Annotated in this window: 18 protein-coding genes and 2 pseudogenes; 5 read left to right on the top strand and 15 right to left on the bottom strand. The window is 32.2% G+C overall.

Annotation, left to right across the window (positions count from 1 at the left end; genetic code table 11):
• The 3 genes from GM3709_RS06835 (at position 1) to GM3709_RS19635 (ending at position 3,912) form a co-directional block, all read left to right on the top strand.
• Positions 1-1,044: a glycosyltransferase gene (locus tag GM3709_RS06835; RefSeq protein ID WP_066117642.1), complete on the top strand. Its 1,044-nt coding sequence runs from the start codon at positions 1-3 to the stop codon at positions 1,042-1,044.
• A 31-nt stretch (positions 1,045-1,075) separates the two neighbouring features.
• On the top strand, positions 1,076-2,212 hold the full coding sequence (locus GM3709_RS06830; protein WP_197671871.1) for a hypothetical protein: 1,137 nt from the start codon (positions 1,076-1,078) through the stop codon (positions 2,210-2,212).
• Between the two features lie 62 nt (positions 2,213-2,274).
• Entirely contained in the window at positions 2,275-3,912 is a 1,638-nt protein-coding gene (locus tag GM3709_RS19635) for a sulfotransferase (RefSeq protein WP_082712954.1), read from the top strand.
• Positions 3,913-3,941: 29 nt separating this feature from the next.
• Here the strand turns inward: GM3709_RS19635 and GM3709_RS20425 are convergent, their stop codons facing one another.
• From GM3709_RS20425 to GM3709_RS06790, 8 genes and pseudogenes are all read right to left on the bottom strand, one after another.
• The gene (locus GM3709_RS20425; RefSeq protein WP_158506706.1) at positions 3,942-4,097 is read right to left on the bottom strand and encodes a hypothetical protein; all 156 of its coding nucleotides are present in this window, start codon (positions 4,095-4,097) and stop codon (positions 3,942-3,944) included.
• A 187-nt stretch (positions 4,098-4,284) separates the two neighbouring features.
• Positions 4,285-4,899 (bottom strand): annotated as a pseudogene (locus tag GM3709_RS06820) (IS630 family transposase); the annotation flags it as partial.
• A 49-nt stretch (positions 4,900-4,948) separates the two neighbouring features.
• Positions 4,949-6,106: pseudogene (locus GM3709_RS19010) on the bottom strand (IS630 family transposase).
• A gap of 62 nt (positions 6,107-6,168) precedes the next feature.
• The gene (locus tag GM3709_RS21645) at positions 6,169-6,300 is read right to left on the bottom strand and encodes a hypothetical protein (protein WP_255359658.1); all 132 of its coding nucleotides are present in this window, start codon (positions 6,298-6,300) and stop codon (positions 6,169-6,171) included.
• Positions 6,301-6,366: 66 nt separating this feature from the next.
• Positions 6,367-6,567, bottom strand: coding sequence for a hypothetical protein (locus tag GM3709_RS06805; RefSeq protein ID WP_066117640.1), 201 nt, complete (start codon positions 6,565-6,567; stop codon positions 6,367-6,369).
• A gap of 8 nt (positions 6,568-6,575) precedes the next feature.
• Complete coding sequence (locus tag GM3709_RS06800) at positions 6,576-7,976, bottom strand: M48 family metallopeptidase (RefSeq protein WP_066117638.1); 1,401 nt, start codon at positions 7,974-7,976, stop codon at positions 6,576-6,578.
• A 2-nt stretch (positions 7,977-7,978) separates the two neighbouring features.
• The gene (locus GM3709_RS06795; RefSeq protein ID WP_066117635.1) at positions 7,979-9,451 is read right to left on the bottom strand and encodes a glycosyltransferase family 4 protein; all 1,473 of its coding nucleotides are present in this window, start codon (positions 9,449-9,451) and stop codon (positions 7,979-7,981) included.
• Between the two features lie 12 nt (positions 9,452-9,463).
• Positions 9,464-10,714, bottom strand: a complete 1,251-nt coding sequence (locus GM3709_RS06790; protein ID WP_082712953.1) for a glycosyltransferase family 2 protein — start codon at positions 10,712-10,714, stop codon at positions 9,464-9,466.
• 87 nt (positions 10,715-10,801) lie between these two features.
• On the opposite strand from GM3709_RS06790, the gene GM3709_RS06785 reads away from it, so the two are divergent.
• Positions 10,802-11,932 (top strand): nucleotidyltransferase family protein, encoded by a 1,131-nt coding sequence (locus tag GM3709_RS06785; RefSeq protein ID WP_066117630.1) that lies wholly within the window; start codon positions 10,802-10,804, stop codon positions 11,930-11,932.
• Between the two features lie 154 nt (positions 11,933-12,086).
• Here GM3709_RS06785 and GM3709_RS06780 read toward each other — a convergent pair whose 3' ends face one another.
• Genes GM3709_RS06780 through GM3709_RS06765 form a run of 4 tightly spaced genes read right to left on the bottom strand, consistent with a single transcriptional unit; the run spans position 12,087 to position 15,523 of the window.
• The gene (locus GM3709_RS06780; RefSeq protein WP_066117628.1) at positions 12,087-13,040 is read right to left on the bottom strand and encodes an NAD-dependent epimerase/dehydratase family protein; all 954 of its coding nucleotides are present in this window, start codon (positions 13,038-13,040) and stop codon (positions 12,087-12,089) included.
• Positions 13,041-13,063: 23 nt separating this feature from the next.
• Positions 13,064-13,597: a Uma2 family endonuclease gene (locus GM3709_RS06775; protein ID WP_231937629.1), complete on the bottom strand. Its 534-nt coding sequence runs from the start codon at positions 13,595-13,597 to the stop codon at positions 13,064-13,066.
• A 57-nt stretch (positions 13,598-13,654) separates the two neighbouring features.
• Positions 13,655-14,827, bottom strand: a complete 1,173-nt coding sequence (locus GM3709_RS06770; protein WP_066117622.1) for a glycosyltransferase family 4 protein — start codon at positions 14,825-14,827, stop codon at positions 13,655-13,657.
• Positions 14,828-14,878: 51 nt separating this feature from the next.
• Positions 14,879-15,523, bottom strand: a complete 645-nt coding sequence (locus GM3709_RS06765) for a CatB-related O-acetyltransferase (protein ID WP_066117619.1) — start codon at positions 15,521-15,523, stop codon at positions 14,879-14,881.
• Positions 15,524-15,859: 336 nt separating this feature from the next.
• Here GM3709_RS06765 and GM3709_RS06760 point away from each other — a divergent pair, with 336 nt between their 5' ends.
• Complete coding sequence (locus tag GM3709_RS06760) at positions 15,860-16,420, top strand: DUF697 domain-containing protein (RefSeq protein ID WP_066117617.1); 561 nt, start codon at positions 15,860-15,862, stop codon at positions 16,418-16,420.
• A 110-nt stretch (positions 16,421-16,530) separates the two neighbouring features.
• Here the strand turns inward: GM3709_RS06760 and GM3709_RS06755 are convergent, their stop codons facing one another.
• From GM3709_RS06755 to GM3709_RS06745, 3 genes are all read right to left on the bottom strand, one after another.
• Positions 16,531-16,881: a DUF1257 domain-containing protein gene (locus GM3709_RS06755; protein WP_066117615.1), complete on the bottom strand. Its 351-nt coding sequence runs from the start codon at positions 16,879-16,881 to the stop codon at positions 16,531-16,533.
• A 112-nt stretch (positions 16,882-16,993) separates the two neighbouring features.
• Positions 16,994-18,514, bottom strand: a complete 1,521-nt coding sequence (locus tag GM3709_RS06750) for an AAA family ATPase (RefSeq protein WP_066117612.1) — start codon at positions 18,512-18,514, stop codon at positions 16,994-16,996.
• Positions 18,515-18,577: 63 nt separating this feature from the next.
• Positions 18,578-18,922 (bottom strand): hypothetical protein, encoded by a 345-nt coding sequence (locus tag GM3709_RS06745; protein WP_066117609.1) that lies wholly within the window; start codon positions 18,920-18,922, stop codon positions 18,578-18,580.
• Positions 18,923-19,086 lie beyond the last annotated feature (164 nt).

Here is a 19,086-nt window from a genome sequence, read left to right as displayed (position 1 = left end):
ATGAATAACCTAAAAGAACAACCTTTTCTCAGTGTTGTTATTCCTACTTATAATTGCTCTAAATACATTATTGAAGCCATAGAAAGTGTTTTTAGTCAAACTTATAGTAACTTAGAAATTATCGTTATTGATGATGGTTCGATCGATAATACTAAAACGATTATCAAACCCTATTTAAACCGAATTTCTTATTTTTATCAAGATAATCAAGGGGCTTCTAAAGCTCGTAATTTCGGAATTGAAAAAGCAAAAGGAGAATTAATTGCATTTCTGGATGCCGATGACTTTTTTTTATTACCGACAAAATTAAGTGAACAAATAGCTTATTTTGAAGCTCAATCTTCTCTCGGTTTTGTTCATAGTGGTTGGCAAATTGTCAATGAATTTGGGAATAAATTACAAGAAAGATTACCTTGGCGACAAGTTCCTGAATTTAATCTGGCAAGTTGGTTACTCTATAATCCTGTACGCCCTAGTGCGATGATATTTAAACGTAATTGGTTAGTAAAAATTGGGGGATTTGATGAGGAATTACGTCAATCTGAAGATTTTGATCTTGGTGCGAGATTAATATTAGAAGGTTGTGAAGGTAAATGGTTAAAAAAAGTTACAGTAGGATATAGAAAACATGGCACAAATACAACTAATAAAGTTCAACAACAAGCAGAGAATTTATTAAAAGGACTTGATAAATTTTTTAGTCTATCAAATTTTCCTCCAGAACTTTTGCCATTAAAAGATGAAATCTATGAAAGTAAATATATTTGGTTAGCATGGAGTTTTTATCAAAGTGGTGATTTTAAGAAAATGGTGGAATATTTACAAAAAGCAATGGATAAATCATCTCATTCGCCCTCTCAAAATTTTCATATTTGGATTAAATCTTTTAACTATATCAGTAAAGAAGAAGGTCAAGATTTCGATCGAGATTACTTAATAAATTTACCTCAATGGCAACAATTAGTAAAAGAGATTTTGCGTGATTCAGTTCGTGAACATTTAGCTCTGATTAAAAAAGTTAAATTAACACCTCAGATTAAATAATTTTTAAGTCAAATATTAAATTTATAGCATTATGAATATTAAAGAAATTAATGGTTTATTATGGTCTTTAATTGATCAGCAAAAAATCGACTCTAATTCTTCATTACAAGAAAGCGATCGTATTGCCTTTTTTCAAGCTGTTTATATTAGTTTTCAAACGGCGGAAGCCGTTACAGGTTCAATTAAACGATTTTATGATATTGGAGGCTATATCGTCTGTTTACGGTTTGCCGGTGAAGGTTTAATACAAAAAATTACTTCTGCCATCGCACATTTAGAAGTCCAATCTGTCAATAATCCTGATTTTACCGTTTGTTTGTGGGATAGTGTTTCAACAAATACAAAAATGTCTTTCTTAGTTAACCTTCTTACAGAGTTAATTCAAGTTAATTGGCCAGAATTTTTAGACACAAGAAAAGAAATTAAGGAGTTTAATAGCGATCGTATTTTAGCCGCTTATCATATTGGGCCAAATATTCTCAGTTTTTTTGATAAACAAGCAAATTTAGCAGTTTATTGGCTAGAAAACGCCAATCAAATTCCTTACTTTGAACATGGCTCACCTTTACAAACAATTCTTAATTGGTGGACTCAAGATCATCATCGTCAATATGTCCATGCTGGAGCAGTTGGCACAGCTAAAGGAGGAGTACTAATTGCGGGGAAAGGTGGTTCAGGAAAATCAACCTCCGCCCTTGCCTGTCTCAATTCTGAGTTAACTTATGCCAGTGACGATTATTGTCTCATTGCCCGAAAACCTGAGCCTTATGTTTATAGTCTTTACAACACCGTTAAATTAAGAGGTGCAAATGATTTTCAAAGATTTCCTCACTTAGTGGATTTAATTACTAATCCTAACTATTCACAAGAAGAAAAAGCAATGATTTTTTTACATCAACATTACCCAGATAAAATAGTTAAAGGTTTTCCCATTAAAGCCATTTTAGCACCGCAAATTATGGGAGGAAAAGACACTAAAATTAAGCCAACTACCCCCATGAATGCCTTAAAAGCCCTTGCTCCTAGCACTCTTTTTCAACTATCAGGAACGGGAAAAACGGCGTTACAAACTATGTCTGAATTAGTCAAAGAAGTGGACTGCTATATATTAGAACTAGGCACAGATATTTCTCAAATTCCTAAAGTTATTTTAGATTTACTATCTTGATATTTTCTTTACAATATAATACTTTCAGATTATTGTAACTTTTAATTAAAACTATTACAAAAATGAAAACTGTTTTTATTATCGGTATTGGCGGTCGTAGTGGTACAAATTTCCTTCAAAGTTTGCTACTTTTACATCCGAATTGCACTAAATATAGTAAAACTCCTCCCGAAGATTGGTTAATCGCCGATAGTTCTTTTTTAGTTTCCTATGCAGAAACTGTCTCCTCTCGTTTAGAAAATTATTGGCCAGAAATCAAGAGAAATGAATTAAGAAATCAATTACTTTATTCCTTAGGAAAAGGTTTACTTGATACCATTACAGGGGATGATCCAGATAAATTTTATATTACTAAAACACCCTCAACACAATGTTTAGATAATTTCTTTGAGTTATTTCCCGATAGCAAACTAATCATTTTAATTCGCCATGGAAAAGATATGACAGAGTCTCGTGTCAAAAGTTTTAATTGGGATTACCAAAAAGCAATGGAAAACTATAGAGATAGTGGACAAAGAATTCTTGATTTTCAACAACAATGGAAATCTAAGTCTAATAATTTTCTGATTGTTAAATATGAAAATCTGGTTAATCATACTAAGATCGAGTGCGATCGTATTTTTAATTTTCTTGGACTCCCACCAAACTTAGTCACGGAAAAAGCCTTAAACTCATTACCTGTAATTGGTTCATCCACCCATAAAGGAGACAAAGATTATGTACATTGGGAACCTATTTACGATAAAACTGGTTTTGATCCTTTAGCGAGATCATCTAATTGGACAGAAGAATTACATCAGCAATTTGAGGAAATTTGCTCAGATGTATCAAAAAAGTTAGGATATGACTTAAATTCTCCTCAACCTCAGATAAATACCCTCGAATACGAGACAAAAATAATTCCTCAATCAAATAATCAAACACTTAGAGATAAACTCAGACAATTTTGGTTTTTTCTTGGTGACAATCCAAAAACTAGATTTTGGTATCGCCGAATCCTCGAATTAGCAACAACTATTAAACCGAATATTATCGGTTCAAGAATACCATACTATAACGAAACTAAAAACGATCGATGGATAGCTGAATATGTATTTCCTAATAAAAGAAACGGTTACTTTTTAGAAGCAGGTGCCGCAAATGGAAAAACAGGTAGTAGTTGCTATGTTTTGGAAACAGAATATAATTGGCAGGGAATTTGTGTTGAGCCCCATGACGATTTTTTTCAACAGTTAAAAATTAATCGCCCTCAAAGTATCTGTGAAAATATTTGTTTAGCAGATAAAACTGAAAATGTGACATATATTGAAGGGGATATAGAAACAGTTAGTGCTTATTTAAGTGGCATTCAAGCTAATTTAGAAGAATTTAAGTATCAGGGTGCAGAAGTAGTGGCAAAAGGGCGAAAAGTCCAAAAACAAGCAACCACCCTAGAGGCACTTTTGAGAAAACATAATGCACCGAAAGTTATTGATTATGGTGCTTTTGATATTGAAGGTAGCGAATTAAAAGTTTTAGAGCATTTTCCCTTTGATGAATATACCTTTTTAGCTTTGAGCTTAGAGTGTGATTACCAATTTAGATTAATTCTTAACAAATTATTAACCTTCCATGGATATAAACAGGTAAAAAATCCTTTTAATCATAATATGCCGTGGGAACAATATTATTTACATCAAAGTTTATTGAAAAATTTTTAGAATCTAATTTTTTTTAATTTTTCAAAGATTCAAAGATGCTTAATTAATTGATAATCAAAGGCTTGAAAATCTCGCCTAAATAGTTTATTAACAATTTCAAGAGATTCACGATCGTAATAGCTTAAGTAATTTTCTCTTTCTGGTTTATTACTATTAAAAATTTGATGAGGTAAAATTGAAGGCATTTCTATATCGATTCCAGAATCTGATTAATTACTGTTTTGCTATTGTTAATTATATTTTGAGGATAATATCTTCTGGGATAACGATAAAAATTATTCCAAACAGATAAAATCCAACTATAAGGATTTCTGACAAAAGTAAATAAAAAATAATCGTTAATATTAATTCCTAAAACATCTATAGCATTTATCAGAATGATGAGGTACAGTAACAGCAATGGGTGAACCAATTGTGCATATCTAACTGTGTTACTTGCTCCATGGCTTTTCCAATCGCCTCTACTAGATCATGATAATTTCTCGGTTTTAGTTTTCTGATCTGATTTTTGACTTTCGACCAAAAATTTTCAATGGGTGAAAAATCTGGGGAATAGGGTGATAAATACACCAATGATGCCCCCACTTTCTCTATTTCCTTTCTAATTGTTTCTCCTAAATGAATTTTTGCATTATCCATAACTACACAAGCTCCCACCCATAATTTGGGCACTAAATCTCTGATCACAAAAGCCTCAAAAGTTAATCCATCTACAGAACCATAAATATTTCTTGATGCTACTACTTCCTTTAAGGATATTGCCGTCACTATAGAAACATTACCCCCTCTTTTCTGGGGTTTTTCTCCTCTGACTCTGTACCCTTTTTTTGCCCTACCATAAAGGCGAAGCATTGCTAAATTACTTCCCGATTCGTCCACAAAAATTAAGTCCTCTTCATTAATTTCTCTCACTTTATCCCAATATTCAGATCTTTTTTGTTGAACTCTCTCACTATGTTTTTCTGTGGCATACAGTGTTTTTTTTTGACAGTATCGTCAAATTTACGATTGATTCTGTCAATAAGCTAAGACGCATTTAACTTACATTGATTAATTCACCCTTATTCTTAAATTTTTTACTCCAATTAATTACTAAACCTCCTTCATTTAATAAGTAATTTACTGTTTTTTCTAGCTGTTCTTTATTTTCAAAGTTTCTATAAGCTATATATTCCTTTGCCGAATGCCACACTAATTCTATTAAGTTATAATCTGGACTATATACCGGTAAATATTCTAGTCTTATATTCGGTAGATTTTTTTCTATTTTTTCTACTATTTCCTTTTTTTTATGGAAACTTGCGTTGTCTAATATTATGATTATTTTCGGACCACATTCTTTAAAATCTTTTTCATCATTTCCCTTACTTACCCATTCATTTTTTATTTCTTCCCATAACTTTTTTAATTGTTCACAAAACGTTTCTGAATCACCTTTTTTTATTACAAAACATCTTCTTTTTTTATCCGAATATCTTATTCCTCCCATGATATTTACTCTTCCTCTTCTTCTTTCTCCCTTCACCTTTTTTCTTTTTCCTTTTTTCGTCCATGTTTTTCTTCTTATCACCCTTAAACTAAAACCACATTCATGAGGGGCTGTGTGGCGAATTTAGTTCGCCACTTTAAACGCCCCATCCCAAAACCATACTTGAACTAACTCAGGATTCTCTTTACCTATTTCTATGTAATGTTCTAATTTTTCTTTAAATGCTTTTCTTTGTTCTTGATTTTGTTTGTCTTCTAAACTATATTTTCCCCAAATATAACTATACTTTTTTCTTTTTAATATCCTCACTACTTGTGATTTGCTTAATTTAATTCCTGTTTCTTTTTCCAAATGTTCTGATAATCTTTGCCCCGTCCATCGACCAAAATCATATCCAAAATCTTCAGGATTTTTATCAACTACTTCTAATAATCTTTCAATATATTTATCCGTTGCTTTTGTTTGGTTTCCTTTTCTTCTTTTATCTTGCAATGAATCTACATTATTAGGATTACCATGAACTGCCCAGTAAGCCACCGTTTTGGGGGAACAACCCAAAAAAACTGCTATTTCTTGATAATTTTTACCATCATTCTCTAATAAAAATATTAAAATTCTTTCCCTGACTTCCGATCTCTTTTCTATTTTTAAAGCATCTTGTAGATACTTTCTTTCTTCCTCTGACAAAAAATTTTTAGAAGGCATAAATCACACCTAAGTTTTATCTTTTCTGACTTAAATTATATACCAAATCAATGCGTCTTAGCTTACTGCTTGATTATCTTTTGTACAAAACTTTTTGCCACACCAAAATTCTTAGCTAATTGACGAATGGAGCATTGTTGCTTTTCACGAGCATGAATAATCTTTTGTCTTAAATCCAAAGAGTAGGGACGCATTAGATTAATGTTAATATCGTCTAAATTTTTTCATCTCAAAATTGTACCTCATCATTGTAAGAAACGCTATAATTTAATTAAAGATGTTGATAATTTTTCATGTTGTTCGTTAATATGCCAAGTTTTTTGCCATCTCCAACCTTCTTTTTTAGGTATTTTATCCCTAAATTTTTCTTCTACATAGGGAGAAATTAATTCGGTAATAGTTGATCCCCCTGTTTTAAAAATGTGGATATAAATAAATTTTTTTGATTCTGATACGATCATTTTGATTCTTATATTAATTGATAAACTGCACTTTCCTCGAAACTTTTAAGAAAATAATCCCCACTAAGTTTAGCTCTTGTGGGACAATTTTTGAGATAATTATGAGTATCCCAAATTAAAGAAGTATTCATTGCTTTTTCTCCTGCTTCTGCTAAATTATTAAAGTACATCGGATAATCTTCACCGAGATACTCAACTACAGCAGGTAATGGATTAACTAAAAGAGGAGTCGCCCTAGCAATACACTCAATTACCGCATTATTGGCACTAGCATCATACAAGTGCATAAACACAATATTTTCTGATAAAATTTGATCATACCTCTCGTTACTAACATGGCTTAATTTATGAGTGTTTTGCCAATAAATATCTTTTTTGATAATACTTTCTTGTTTTAATTCTTCAGTAATTAAATTATCAATAATGTTTTCAGAATATATTGAAAATTTTGGTACTAAAATAATTTTTTCATAGTTAAGATGATTATTTTTTGCGATCGGTAATTGATAAATAGCAGATAATTGACGCAACCACCAACCTACTTGAATAATCTTTTTTTGATCATTAGCAATAAATTTCCCAAAATCGAACTGCACTTGAGGAATTTCTGTGGGAAAAATCAAACTAGACACGGATTTTCCTGTATATTTTCTCAACCATTTTGCTAAATATTCGGATAGGGTAAATAAGCCAATGCAACTATTTAGACTATCTTGCCAAGTTGTTGTTGTAAAAAGTACTTGAGGAGAGTCTTTTGAATGTAACCAATGGGGTATATTCGGTGGATTATGGAGGAAACCAACCCAAGGTTGTTGGTAAGGAATAATCCCTTTTTCTTTGGAAGTGCTTAATTCATGGAACACTCCATCTTGTTTCATTTTAGCTAACATTTTGGAACTTCTCACTTTTTGATCGTGACATTCCCAGATAAAATTTTTTTCCAAAAAGCCATCAAACAAAATACCATTAGAATTATGTAGTGGTATTAGAGATTTTGTTGCGAAATCCCAACCACTACGGTGACAGTGAAATTGTCCTTGTCTCGCTAAATTAATTTTGCCATGGGGATTATCGGCAAGATTACTAATATCTAAATAGGGTAAATGGACAGTATTAATAGATGCCTCTTTTTCTCGTTGAATACTGGATATTCCCAACATTTTATAATAGTTCCATAAGTCAGTTTCATCAAAATTGATTGTTAAAGCTCGATCGTAATATTCTAAAGCTTCTTGTTGTTTCCCTAGTTCTAAAAATAAATCTCCTAGATATTGATGAGCTAATAAATTATGGCGATCGATTTCTAATACTTCTTGATAACCTGCCATCGCCCTTTCTTTTCTGCCTCGATGTTTCCATGCGGTGGCGATTTTTAGTTTCAACTCTAATGAATCCGTTTCTATTCTCATAGTTACTTCTCCTTAAATAAAATTTTTTCAACGAGGGTTAAGTATTTTTCGAGCATCTGTTTTTCTTGGAATAATTTTTCTGCTCTTTGTTTACAGGCAAAACCAATTTCTTGACGTAAAGTAGAGTTATTTGCCCAAAGCTCAATAGTTTCCACCAACTCTTGGATGGTTTTTTGAGAATCAATTTTGGGGCTAGTAATAAGTTTCCCCGTATCTCCTAATTCTTCGGGAGTACCACTGATAGCCGTAGCGATAACAGGTAATCCTTTTGCCATTGCTTCCATCACCGCTAAAGGCATTCCTTCTACTTCTGAAGGTAAAATAAATATATCTGACGCATCTAATAAATTAGGTATATCTTCTCGTACACCAAGAAATTTCACTTGTTCACTAACTCCTAATTTTTCTGCGGTTTCTTTTAATTGTTTTTCCCATTGTCCACTTCCTGCCCAAATAAAATAAAGTTTAGACCAAATTTTCTTGTTTTTTAGCTGTTGAATCGCACTTAGTTGATAATGGTATCCTTTGACGGGATCTAAACGAGCAGTAGTACAGCATACGATCACATCTTGAGGAATACCCAAATCTTGACGGATTCGTGAGCGATTTTCAGGATTTGGGGGTAGAAAAAATTGTTCCCCTCTGCCGTTATAAATAACCGTACCAATTTTTGAGGGTAATTTAAAGAGTTGATAGAGTAGGTTAAGATTATCTTCTGAAACGGCGATCGTTGCTTGAGATGCAGTGTAGATGGAAGGTAATCTGTCTAACAATGGCGTAAATTGCTCTACCCAGTCAGGATCGGCACAATTTTCGATGATAATGTAAGGAATTTCTAATTGCATTGCTATTTCTCGGGCGGCTAGGCAGGAAATAGGGCAACTATTGCCAAAAATGATTAAATCTGGTTGATTTCTAGCAAAAATTTCCACCGGCTCAGAAGGCTCTCTAATGGCACTTGGTACTCTACTAAGACCTACATTATAAGAATAAATGTTATCTGGTTCTAAAAAGATATGCTCAATGCCTAATTTTTTTCTTTTTTGTACTAAATATGTGTCGCTTTTATGGGTTACGCAGATAACTTTGTACCCTGCTTTTTGCAATCCACAGAGTAAGGAATGATTTACTTGTTCTGCTCCGTAAACTAAGGGATTATCAGTATAAACCATAATTTTGAAGGTCTTTTTTGGATTTTTAACCTCATTTTTAGTCAATTTTGCTAAAATTCGATGACTATAGGTTTTTTTTTCCTGATCTAACAGTGATACTTGGCGGTAATGATCGATCGCCTTTTCTTTGTTACCCTGTTGTAACATTAAGTCAGCAATCTTTAAGTGAGCTGGGAAATAATCGGGTTGAAGGTTTAATGCTTCTTGGTAAGATGCGATCGCACGATCAATTTTACCTTTAATCTGCCATACTTCACCCAAACGAAATTTTTGACTAGCGATATTAAATGACTGAGTATTCATTAATCTTTCTTTTTAATTTATTTCTACTTCCATAACACCTAAATTCACCAGTTGTTGAGAATTTTCTAATTTTACGGAATATTTCGGATTATATAAAATTAATTCCTCATTTTTATCCATTTCTTTTGCATATTCTTGATATTGCATTGCTCCTCCACAGTGTTGCTTTCTTACCACTTCTTCTCGAACATAATTACCAAAACTATGAAAATATTTAAAATGTAATAAGCAACCGCTATCATTAGCAATCTCTTGAGATTCAAAATTAGTCCAATGTTGCCCCCCTCCAATGATTACTTCAGGGTTATATTTAATTAAAGGAACTTTACTTAGATAATATTCTCCTTTTTCCCCAAAAACTCTCTGTCTCATCCCACCAAAATAAGCCTTTTGATTATGATATGGATTATAAGGATCTTCATTCTCTTGGCAAGTTTTATGATAGAATTTTCGATCAAAATAAGGACAAGCATCTAAAAAATTTTGACCCTTTTCATAGTAAGTATCTCGAATCGGTTTATCAGAATACATATCTAAAAGAATAGTTTTAAATGCTTTTTTTTGTTGATGATCTAATTGTTGACATAAATCAATAATAGTTTTTTGTTCACAATCAGGATAATAAAAAATTTCATCAGCATCAACTATTAAACACCAATTATTAATCTCATATATTCTTAGTAATACTTCTATCCAAGCCGTTCCAAAATTACTTCTTTGATAAGAATCCTCTGACTGCCATAAATAAACATCTGGTTGTTTTAATAAATAATTTGCCGTTTCATCCGTTGAATTATTATCAATAATAAAAAACTTCCTGATTCCTTTTTCTCGATAATAAGCCAGAAAATAAGGTAATCGTAAAGACTCATTTCTCACAACCACAAAACATAAAATATCTGCTGAATTAATATTAATTTTATACTCATCTTTTCTAGTTAGTTTATAATAGTCTAATAATTGGTCTTTCTTATTTTGAGCTAACAGACTATTAACTAAATTTTTATGAACTTCTGAGTAATTAGGGTTGATATTAATGGCTTGATTAGAAGTCGAAAAAGCCTCCGATAAGTCACCTTTTGCTAATAATAATTTTCCCAATTCTATATAGGGTAATACCAAATGCTTTCGCAGTTCTATTGCTTTATGATAACCAGCGATCGCTCGATCAATTTGCCCTCTTTCCTGCCATATTTTCGCTAATTTTAATTGAGCTTGACCAGAATTAGATAAAAGTTCTATTGATGATTGTAAAGGCATCATTAATTTTAGAATAATAGCTTATCATAAAGTATTATATCTGGTTATAGACTCAAGGAAATTAAAGATAAATAAAATATTCTCAATTTTATGACATCCTCTCAATTTAAAACGCAATTAATCAACAATATTTGTCCTGAAACTGAACTACTATTGCTTTGTATTTGTCCTGAAATAAATGAATGTAAAACTATAAGAATTACTCTCTTAACGACTAAAAAAATTGATTGGAATTATTTGCTAATAATTGCTGAAAAACACAGATTAATGCCACTTTTATATCGTAATTTAAATAATATTTGCTCTCAAAATATTCCTAAAAATATTATCAAATATTTGCGAAAAAGTTTTTTAGAAAATAGTAAAAGAAATTTAATTTTAACCAATGAGTTATTCAAAATTTTAAATCAACTCAAAGAAATAAATATTAAAGCCATTCCCTATAAAGGTACAATTTTAGCTAATTCTATTTATGGTAAACTATCTTTAAGACAAGTTTATGACTTAGATTTAATTATTGATAAAAAAGACCTGATTAAAACTGAGAAATTATTATTATCTCAAGGATATTATATCAAAGAAAAATTAGACCAAGAAGAAAGTTTTTTTCGAGAAGAAGATCAGATAGAGATTGATGTACATTGGGAATTAACACCCATATATTTTCCTTTAAAATTTGACTTTAATTATTTTTGGAAAAATACAAATAATATTGATATAAATGGAAAATTTTTTTTAAATTTATCCCCAGAAAATTTGTTATTTATTCTCTGTATTCAAATTGCTAAAGATTGTTGGGAGAGAAGACAAAAAATTGAATATTTAGCCAAAGTTTGCGATATTGCTCAATTAATTTATACTTATCCTAATTTAGATTGGTCACAAGTTTTAGCTCAAGGTAAAAATCAAGATGCTCAAAGAATTATACACTTTGGATTATTTTTAGCAAAAGATTTATTCGACATCAGTTTACCTTTACCAATTCTACAAGAAGTTGAAAGAGACTCTGTTGCTATATCTTTAGCTTATCAAGTTTGTGCTGATTTATTTAGCAAAGAAGATCATGAACCTAGTCCGATAAAAAACTCTTTTTGGGATGTAAAATTAAGGATTAGACAGCTAGTTTTTTACTTGAAATTAAGAAAAAGTATTAAGTATAGAATTAGTTACTTTTTTGAAATATTAAAATTAGTATTTAGTCAAAAGAAACTTAAATCTTAATGAGTAATTAAATTGTGGAATAATTTTATGAAAACTATTATATTTTAGCAAAATAGTGTTGACAAGATTTTGTATTAAAGCAACTTTGGCAACAACTAAAGCCTTTATGGACATTATGACTTCGTGATCGCTAGTCAATCATTATCAAATTTATTTATACTTCTTTTTGAAACCAAGTTGCTGTTATTTTTAATCCCTCATCTACAGTATAAGGAGGTTTCCAATTTAACATTTTACGAATTTTGCTACTATCCACTTGTAATGAACCTAATAGTCGATCGCCTACATCCCCTTTCCCAATCATTTTAGTACCCAATTTCAACAAACTAGGGGGAAAAGGTAAAAGTAACGGTGATTTACCCATTGCCTTACCAATACGCCGAATTAACTCAGGAGTTGATAAATCTTCACCATCACTAATAATAAAAGTTTGATTTTTAGCTTGAGGGTGATCAATACAAGTGACGATCGCATCTACTAAATTGCCCACATAAACAAGACTACGACTATTTTGAATAGCACCAAGAGGAAGAGGTAAACCTTTCGCTGTTAAAGCAAGTAATCGTTCCATATTACCCGGATTATTTGCTCCATATACTAAAGTAGGACGTAAAATCGTCCATGTCATACCACTATTTTGACAAACTTCTTCTATACCTTGTTCTGCTTTCAACTTACTTTTTCCGTAGGGTGTATCAGGATTACATGGTGAAGATTCATTAATAACAGTATCGCTTAAAGTGGTGACAGCACCGATCGAACTTAGGAAAATCAAATGTTTAACCCCTGTTTCCACACATTGACGAACCAGATTTATCGTACCATGATTATTTATTTTGTCAAATTCTGCCTCTGGATTTTCGGCGGTGTCTTTAAGTATATGTGCTCGGGCTGCAAGATGAATTACTATATCAATATTTTCTAAAGCACATTGCCAATTAGTACGATCGTCAATACTTTCAATTCTTTGATAGCTTAATCTCGGACTATCAGATGTCAATGTACCCCTCGAAGTTACACGCAGTTGGTGATCTGTTTTTTCTTCTAAGTGAGAGATGAGATGTTTACCAATAAATCCCGTTGCCCCTGTGATCAAAATTGAAGACATAATAGTTTAATTGATTTTGCTATTTACCATAAAAATAATTGGTTAATTGATAATTCTAAATCTGGAAAAGATTGAGGTTTAATTATGCCTTCAGAAACAATTTTTTTAATTTGATAATTGCCATTTTCAGGAGTCAAAAAAATATGAACTTGACGACTATTAGTATCGGCAACCCAATACTCTTTTATACCTTCTTGAGCATAAATTTTTTTCTTGTCATTAAGATCGTAATTTAAGGTTTTATTCGAGACTTCAATTAACCAGAAAATATCTTGAGAATATGGGTGTCTATTCTTGTACTGATTGGTAGGAAGTTTTACTATAGCAACGTCTGGCTCAGGTTCAGAATTTGTAAAGGTGATAGGATGTGCTTCTCTTACTAATGCTAATCCCTTCAAAACGTCACGAAGATAATCTGAACTATTTATTGCTACATAGCTATGTAATGGACTTTCCGGAGGCATCTCTATCAATTCTCCGTCTAATAATTCAACATTTTTATTCGCTAATACTCCATTGTCAATCAGATTATGATAATCCTCTAACGACCATTTCATTAAGGTTTTCATAAAGGTTCTATTCAATATTTGATTTCGATCGATATAATACCCACATTAGCATAAAACCTTTTGATATTCTTTTAAAGCACGATCAACTGTATATCGCTTTAAATAAAGTTTATGAGCATTAATTCCCATGTTTTTTACTTCATCAGGAGAATGAGATAATTCGATTAAAATATCTGCTAATTTTTGTGCATCTCCGCAGAGAGAATTGATACCACATTTTTCTGTTGTCACCATTTGCTCAATGTAAGATCCTTGTTCTGAAATAGATACGATCGCCCTTCCTGAAGCTAACATTCCATATAGTTTACAGGGAGCAACTACTGATTCTGCACCTTTGATTAAACTAACTAAAGAAACATCACAAGCGGTTAAAGTTTGCGGTAAAAGTTCTCTGGATTGAAAAGGTAATAATAAAAGATTTTGAAGGTTATATTGACTTTGATAATTTTCTAACAATTTAAGTTTAGCACCATCTCCAATAAAAACAAATTGAATATTTACTTGTTTTTCATTTAGAATTTTGATGGTTTCTGCTAAAGTTTCAATATCATGAAGACGACCAATATTTCCAGAATAAAGTGCTGTAAATTTTTCATTTAATCCATTTTTAATCGCAAAAGGATTTGTTTTTTTATCAGAAAGAGGTATGTTTTCGATCGCCCAATTTTCTATTATTTCTAAATTATCTAAATCTAAATATTTAGACTGCATTAATTTTTTCATTGATTCACTTAAAATAATCGTCTTTTCAGAATATCGACAGATCAGATAAATCAACTTATTAAAAATAAAAATTAACTTACTTTTTGGCTTAATAATACCACTAAGTATTGCCGATTCTGGAAAAACATCTTGCAATAAAAAATAATATTTACCACTTCTTAAAAATCTAAATACCATCCCAATAATTCCAGCATAAGGAGGATTAGAGGCAATTAATAAATCATCTTTTCTATTTAATTTAAAAGTTACATAAAATAATGCTCCTACTAAAAAAAATACTGAGCTAATAAGTTTACCAAAAATACTTTTACTATTCTGAAATGGATCAGGCGATCGAACTATTTGAAATGGTTTTATTTCTTGGTGATTAGACGGTGTACCCGTATAAACTTTTAGAGGGATATTTTCACGAAACAATCCATCTGCTAGATCAGTTAAAAGTTGAGATGTGGAAGCGTGACTAGGATAAAAATATTGAGAAATAATTACAAGCATTTTATAAATAATAAAAAAATAAATTAACAATTAAGCAGTAAATAAAAGTGATCACTTTATAGAGTTTATAAGATTATTTATCACATTATCATCTACTTCATATTGGAATAAATTTAGATAACTTTCTAATTCTGAAATATCTTTTTCCCACCATTTAATTGATAATAATTTTTCTATATTTTCTTCAGAAAATCGATATTTAATAACTTTAGCAGGACAACCAACAGCGATCGCAAAAGGTGGTATATCTTTAGTCACAATAGCATTAGCACCAATAATAGCACCATCACCGATTGTAACTCCATCGGCTAAAAGAGTATTGACACCAATCCACACATCACTACCAATAAATGTTCTCTCAAACTCAGTAAATTTTTGTGATTTACTAACTATTTTTTTCAATGGATTTACGAGGGAATAAAAAATAGGAGATGTCGAAATAAAATTTGTGGGATGTTTGCCTAAACCAATTTTAACTCCACGGGCGATCGAACAATAATTTCCGATTTCACAATTATTAATTATACATTGATGAGAAATATAAGTAAAATTGCCGATTTTTGAATCAGTAACTCTGGAAAAAGAATATATACGACTATAATTACCAAGAGTAGAATTGAAAAAAGACGAAACCATTGATATTCGATCGAAATATTTTATTTTTTCCCTATTAATAAATGCTTTTAAAATTTTCATAAATAAATAGATTAATTATTTTAGTTTTTCTGTAACTTATATTCTAAAAAAATATTATATAGCGTTTTTGAGATTTATGAAGTACATACAAAAAACTCAAGTTCCTCTTTTTAACTCAGATTTTTATTGGTGCATTTATACTAATAAAATAAGAAAAATCAATTCTTCTCACTTTTGTCTTCTCTCTTTTCCCTTTTTCTTCTCGTCACCGAGAATTTATGATAGAAGTGCAAAATCCAAATTTTAAAACTTTAACTCATTCTTATCAATATCAATCAAATCTTTGGCATTAATAATTTTTATGTATAGAATTGAAGTAAATTGATTTAAAAAAAAATGAGTAAACAAATTGACGCAGAAAGAATAATCCGCTCCCATGTGCTTTGGGCTATGGGTGGAGGACTTATACCGCTACCATTAGTTGATTTTGCAGCTGTTACAGCAATTCAACTTGAAATGTTACAACAATTAGCAAATCTTTATGAAGTAAATTATTCTCAAAATGTCGGTAAAACTTTTGTTTCAGCACTTACCGGCACAACCTTAGCCAGTTTAGGAGCAAGTATGCTCAAAGCCATTCCAGGCATTGGGAGTGTTGTGGGAGGAGCTTCTATGTCTGTAATGTCAGGGGCTTCTACCTATGCAGTCGGACAAGTTGCTATTAACATCTTTTCTAATTCAGGGTCACTACTTGATTTTAATATAGAAAATGCAAAAAAAGCCTACGAATCAGCATACAAAAAAGGAAAATCTTATGTTTCTGACTTGGAAGAGAATAAAGACGAAGCCGCTAATGTCTATGAATCCTTGGAAAAATTAGGCAAATTGAAACAACAAGGTATTTTGTCAGATGAAGAATTTGAGACCAAGAAAAAAGAATTATTAGCTCGAATATAACAAAATCTCAATTACACTAATCTTGTATATTTTATTAAAAAAAGGGCTAACCAAATTTAATTGATTAACCCTTATATAATTTTAAATACACTTTTAGTAAATAAACTCCATTATTTGAGAACCAACTTAACGTTAGCGTTTTGTAATCCTCTTTGTTTTACTTCAGTTAAAGTTTTATTTACTGCATATTTTTGGTTAATGGAATTTATCAATTCGGTTTGATTGTGTTTTTTAGCAACACCCCAGAGATCAGCGATTAAGTCAAAGCTACCATCAGCATTGCGAGACCAACCGAGATCGTATTCTCCTTCTAAAACTGCGACAATATCAGCACGAAGATGTTGACCATTATAACCACGAACATCTGCATCGGTTTTGACACTGATACCTAGATCTCGTAAGGAATTGGTTAAAATTTCGGCGGAATTAATCTTGGTGCGTAAAGTGCTAAAATGAGACATTGGAATTTCCTCCTAAGAGATTAAAGACAATTGATATATAGATAGATGCACTTAGAGTGCTTGAAATTAATTAGCCCTAAAGCTAATCTTTCCCCGATATAGAGAAAGCCTGTTAAAATTCCATGCGTTGATATTCCGCAATGGACGCTGAAGCAGTCCTGGCTCTTTGTCTCGCCCAGTCTCGTAGTGCTGTTACCTGCTCAGTCATAGTACGGGACAGAGGTAATGTAGATTTTATTGCGGCAATTATATCGAATTGGTTAAACTCTCGCTCTTGAGCGAAAGCCTCATACATAGCGGCGATAATTGCTTGTTCAATCTCTGCCCCCGAAAAACCTTCGGATGTCTTAGCTAATTCTTCTGTATCAAAACGGGTTGTATCTGATCGACGTTTAGTAAGATGTATCCTAAAAATAGCTTCACGTTCAGAAACACTAGGTAAGTCCACGAAAAAGATCTCATCAAAACGACCTTTACGCAAGAACTCACTAGGTAACTTTTCGATTCGATTCGCTGTTGCCATCACAAACACAGGAGAAGTTTTTTCTTGCATCCATGTTAGAAATGAGCCAAAAATACGACTAGATGTACCACCATCAGAATCTGCCGATCCTGCTCCTCCCGCAAAAGCCTTATCTAATTCATCAATAAATAATATTGCTGGTGAAATAGACTCAGCAGTTTTTAAGGCGCTGCGAAGATTTGCTTCGGATTTTCCTACCGTTGAACCGTCGTAAACTCTACCCATATCTAATCTTAGTAGAGGTAATCCCCAAAGTTTAGAGGTGGTTTTCGCGATGAGAGATTTTCCACAGCCCGGCACTCCTAAAATCAACATTCCTTTCGGTTGTGGTAATCCATAGGCTCTCGCTTTTTCGCTGAAGGCTTCGGAACGCTGTTTCAACCAATGTTTGAGTTCTTCTAAGCCCCCCACACTGTTAATAGTTTCGTCCTCTTCCATATAGTCAAGGATACCGTTACGCCGAATAAGTTGTTTTTTCTCTGAGAGGACGATTTCGACTTCATTTTCGCTTAATTGTCCCGCTTTGATTTGAGCTTTTCGATATACTTTTTCTGCTTCATCTATGGTTAAACCAAGAGCCGCTCTGCGTAATTTTTCTTTGACTTCAGGAGATGGTTGTTTGCTTTTGCTTTGCTTTAAAGCTCTTCCCAATACTTGATCTAGCTCATGAGCTTGAGGTAAGGGAAAGTCCAACACCACTAAATCTTTTTCTAGTTCTAAAGGTGTTTGTTGATAGGGTGACATTAAGATAATGATCTTATCTGTTCCTTTAAAAGTAGCGATCGCATCTCTTAACCAACGAGTTACAGGAGGCGATTCTAAATAAGGATGTAAGTCTTTGAAAATGTAAACCCCTGCTTCTTTTTGTCTGATTACCCATTCGATCGCCGCTTCGGGAGAAACGGTATTATGTTGTACAGACTGACTACCTTGTTGACAATACTCAACAATTCCACGAGTAACTGTCCAGAGATATACTCGGCGGTGTCCTTGAGATGACGACTCATTTACTATAGTTGCTATGGATTCTTCCGCTCTATCTTCTTCTGAAGTTACTAAATAAATCAGAGGATATTGAGCTTTAATGAGAATGTTTAACTCTTCTTTCATAGGGTCGATCCTCTCTTGGATTTTGCGGTTGGCGGTAATCACTGATTTGTCTGTTGACCTTTATCAGCAGGGGATTAACTCCTCTTTTCCTTCCTTATTTGCTGTGATTTCACTACATTCACCAATGAGGGGAAATTCTTCATCCACTATACTCGGTTGATTTTTTAGAGAAATCATCTCTCCGTCACGCATTACCATTGCGGCATCACATTCGGGGCAAACATGGACTTGATGAGTTTTTCCGTAACTCGCTTCTACTTCCTCTACTGTGTCTGGGTGTTTCAGATAAAAGCTGATGGCTTTCTCTACTAATGCTGACATAGAATCAGTATCGATCGCTGCTTTAACTTTAAGTTGACGATGCAGTGTTGGTGGAAGATAAAGAGTAACTTTTTGCTTTTCTTGCATATTCGCTTTTATTTGATATGCCCAAGTGCGATATTCATTAATTTAACTTTTTTTTTTTCTACTGTCAAGGAGTTATCCCATTTTAATGGCATTTTTGTTACAATTCTTAACAATGTTATCAATAATTTAAGAAGAGTAGTAACTCAGGGAATTTTTTTAGATCG

Source organism: Geminocystis sp. NIES-3709 (genome assembly GCF_001548115.1).
GTDB lineage: Bacteria > Cyanobacteriota > Cyanobacteriia > Cyanobacteriales > Cyanobacteriaceae > Geminocystis.
The sequence above is the reverse complement of the archived record's forward strand: the minus strand, read 5'-3'. Positions and strand labels throughout refer to the sequence as shown.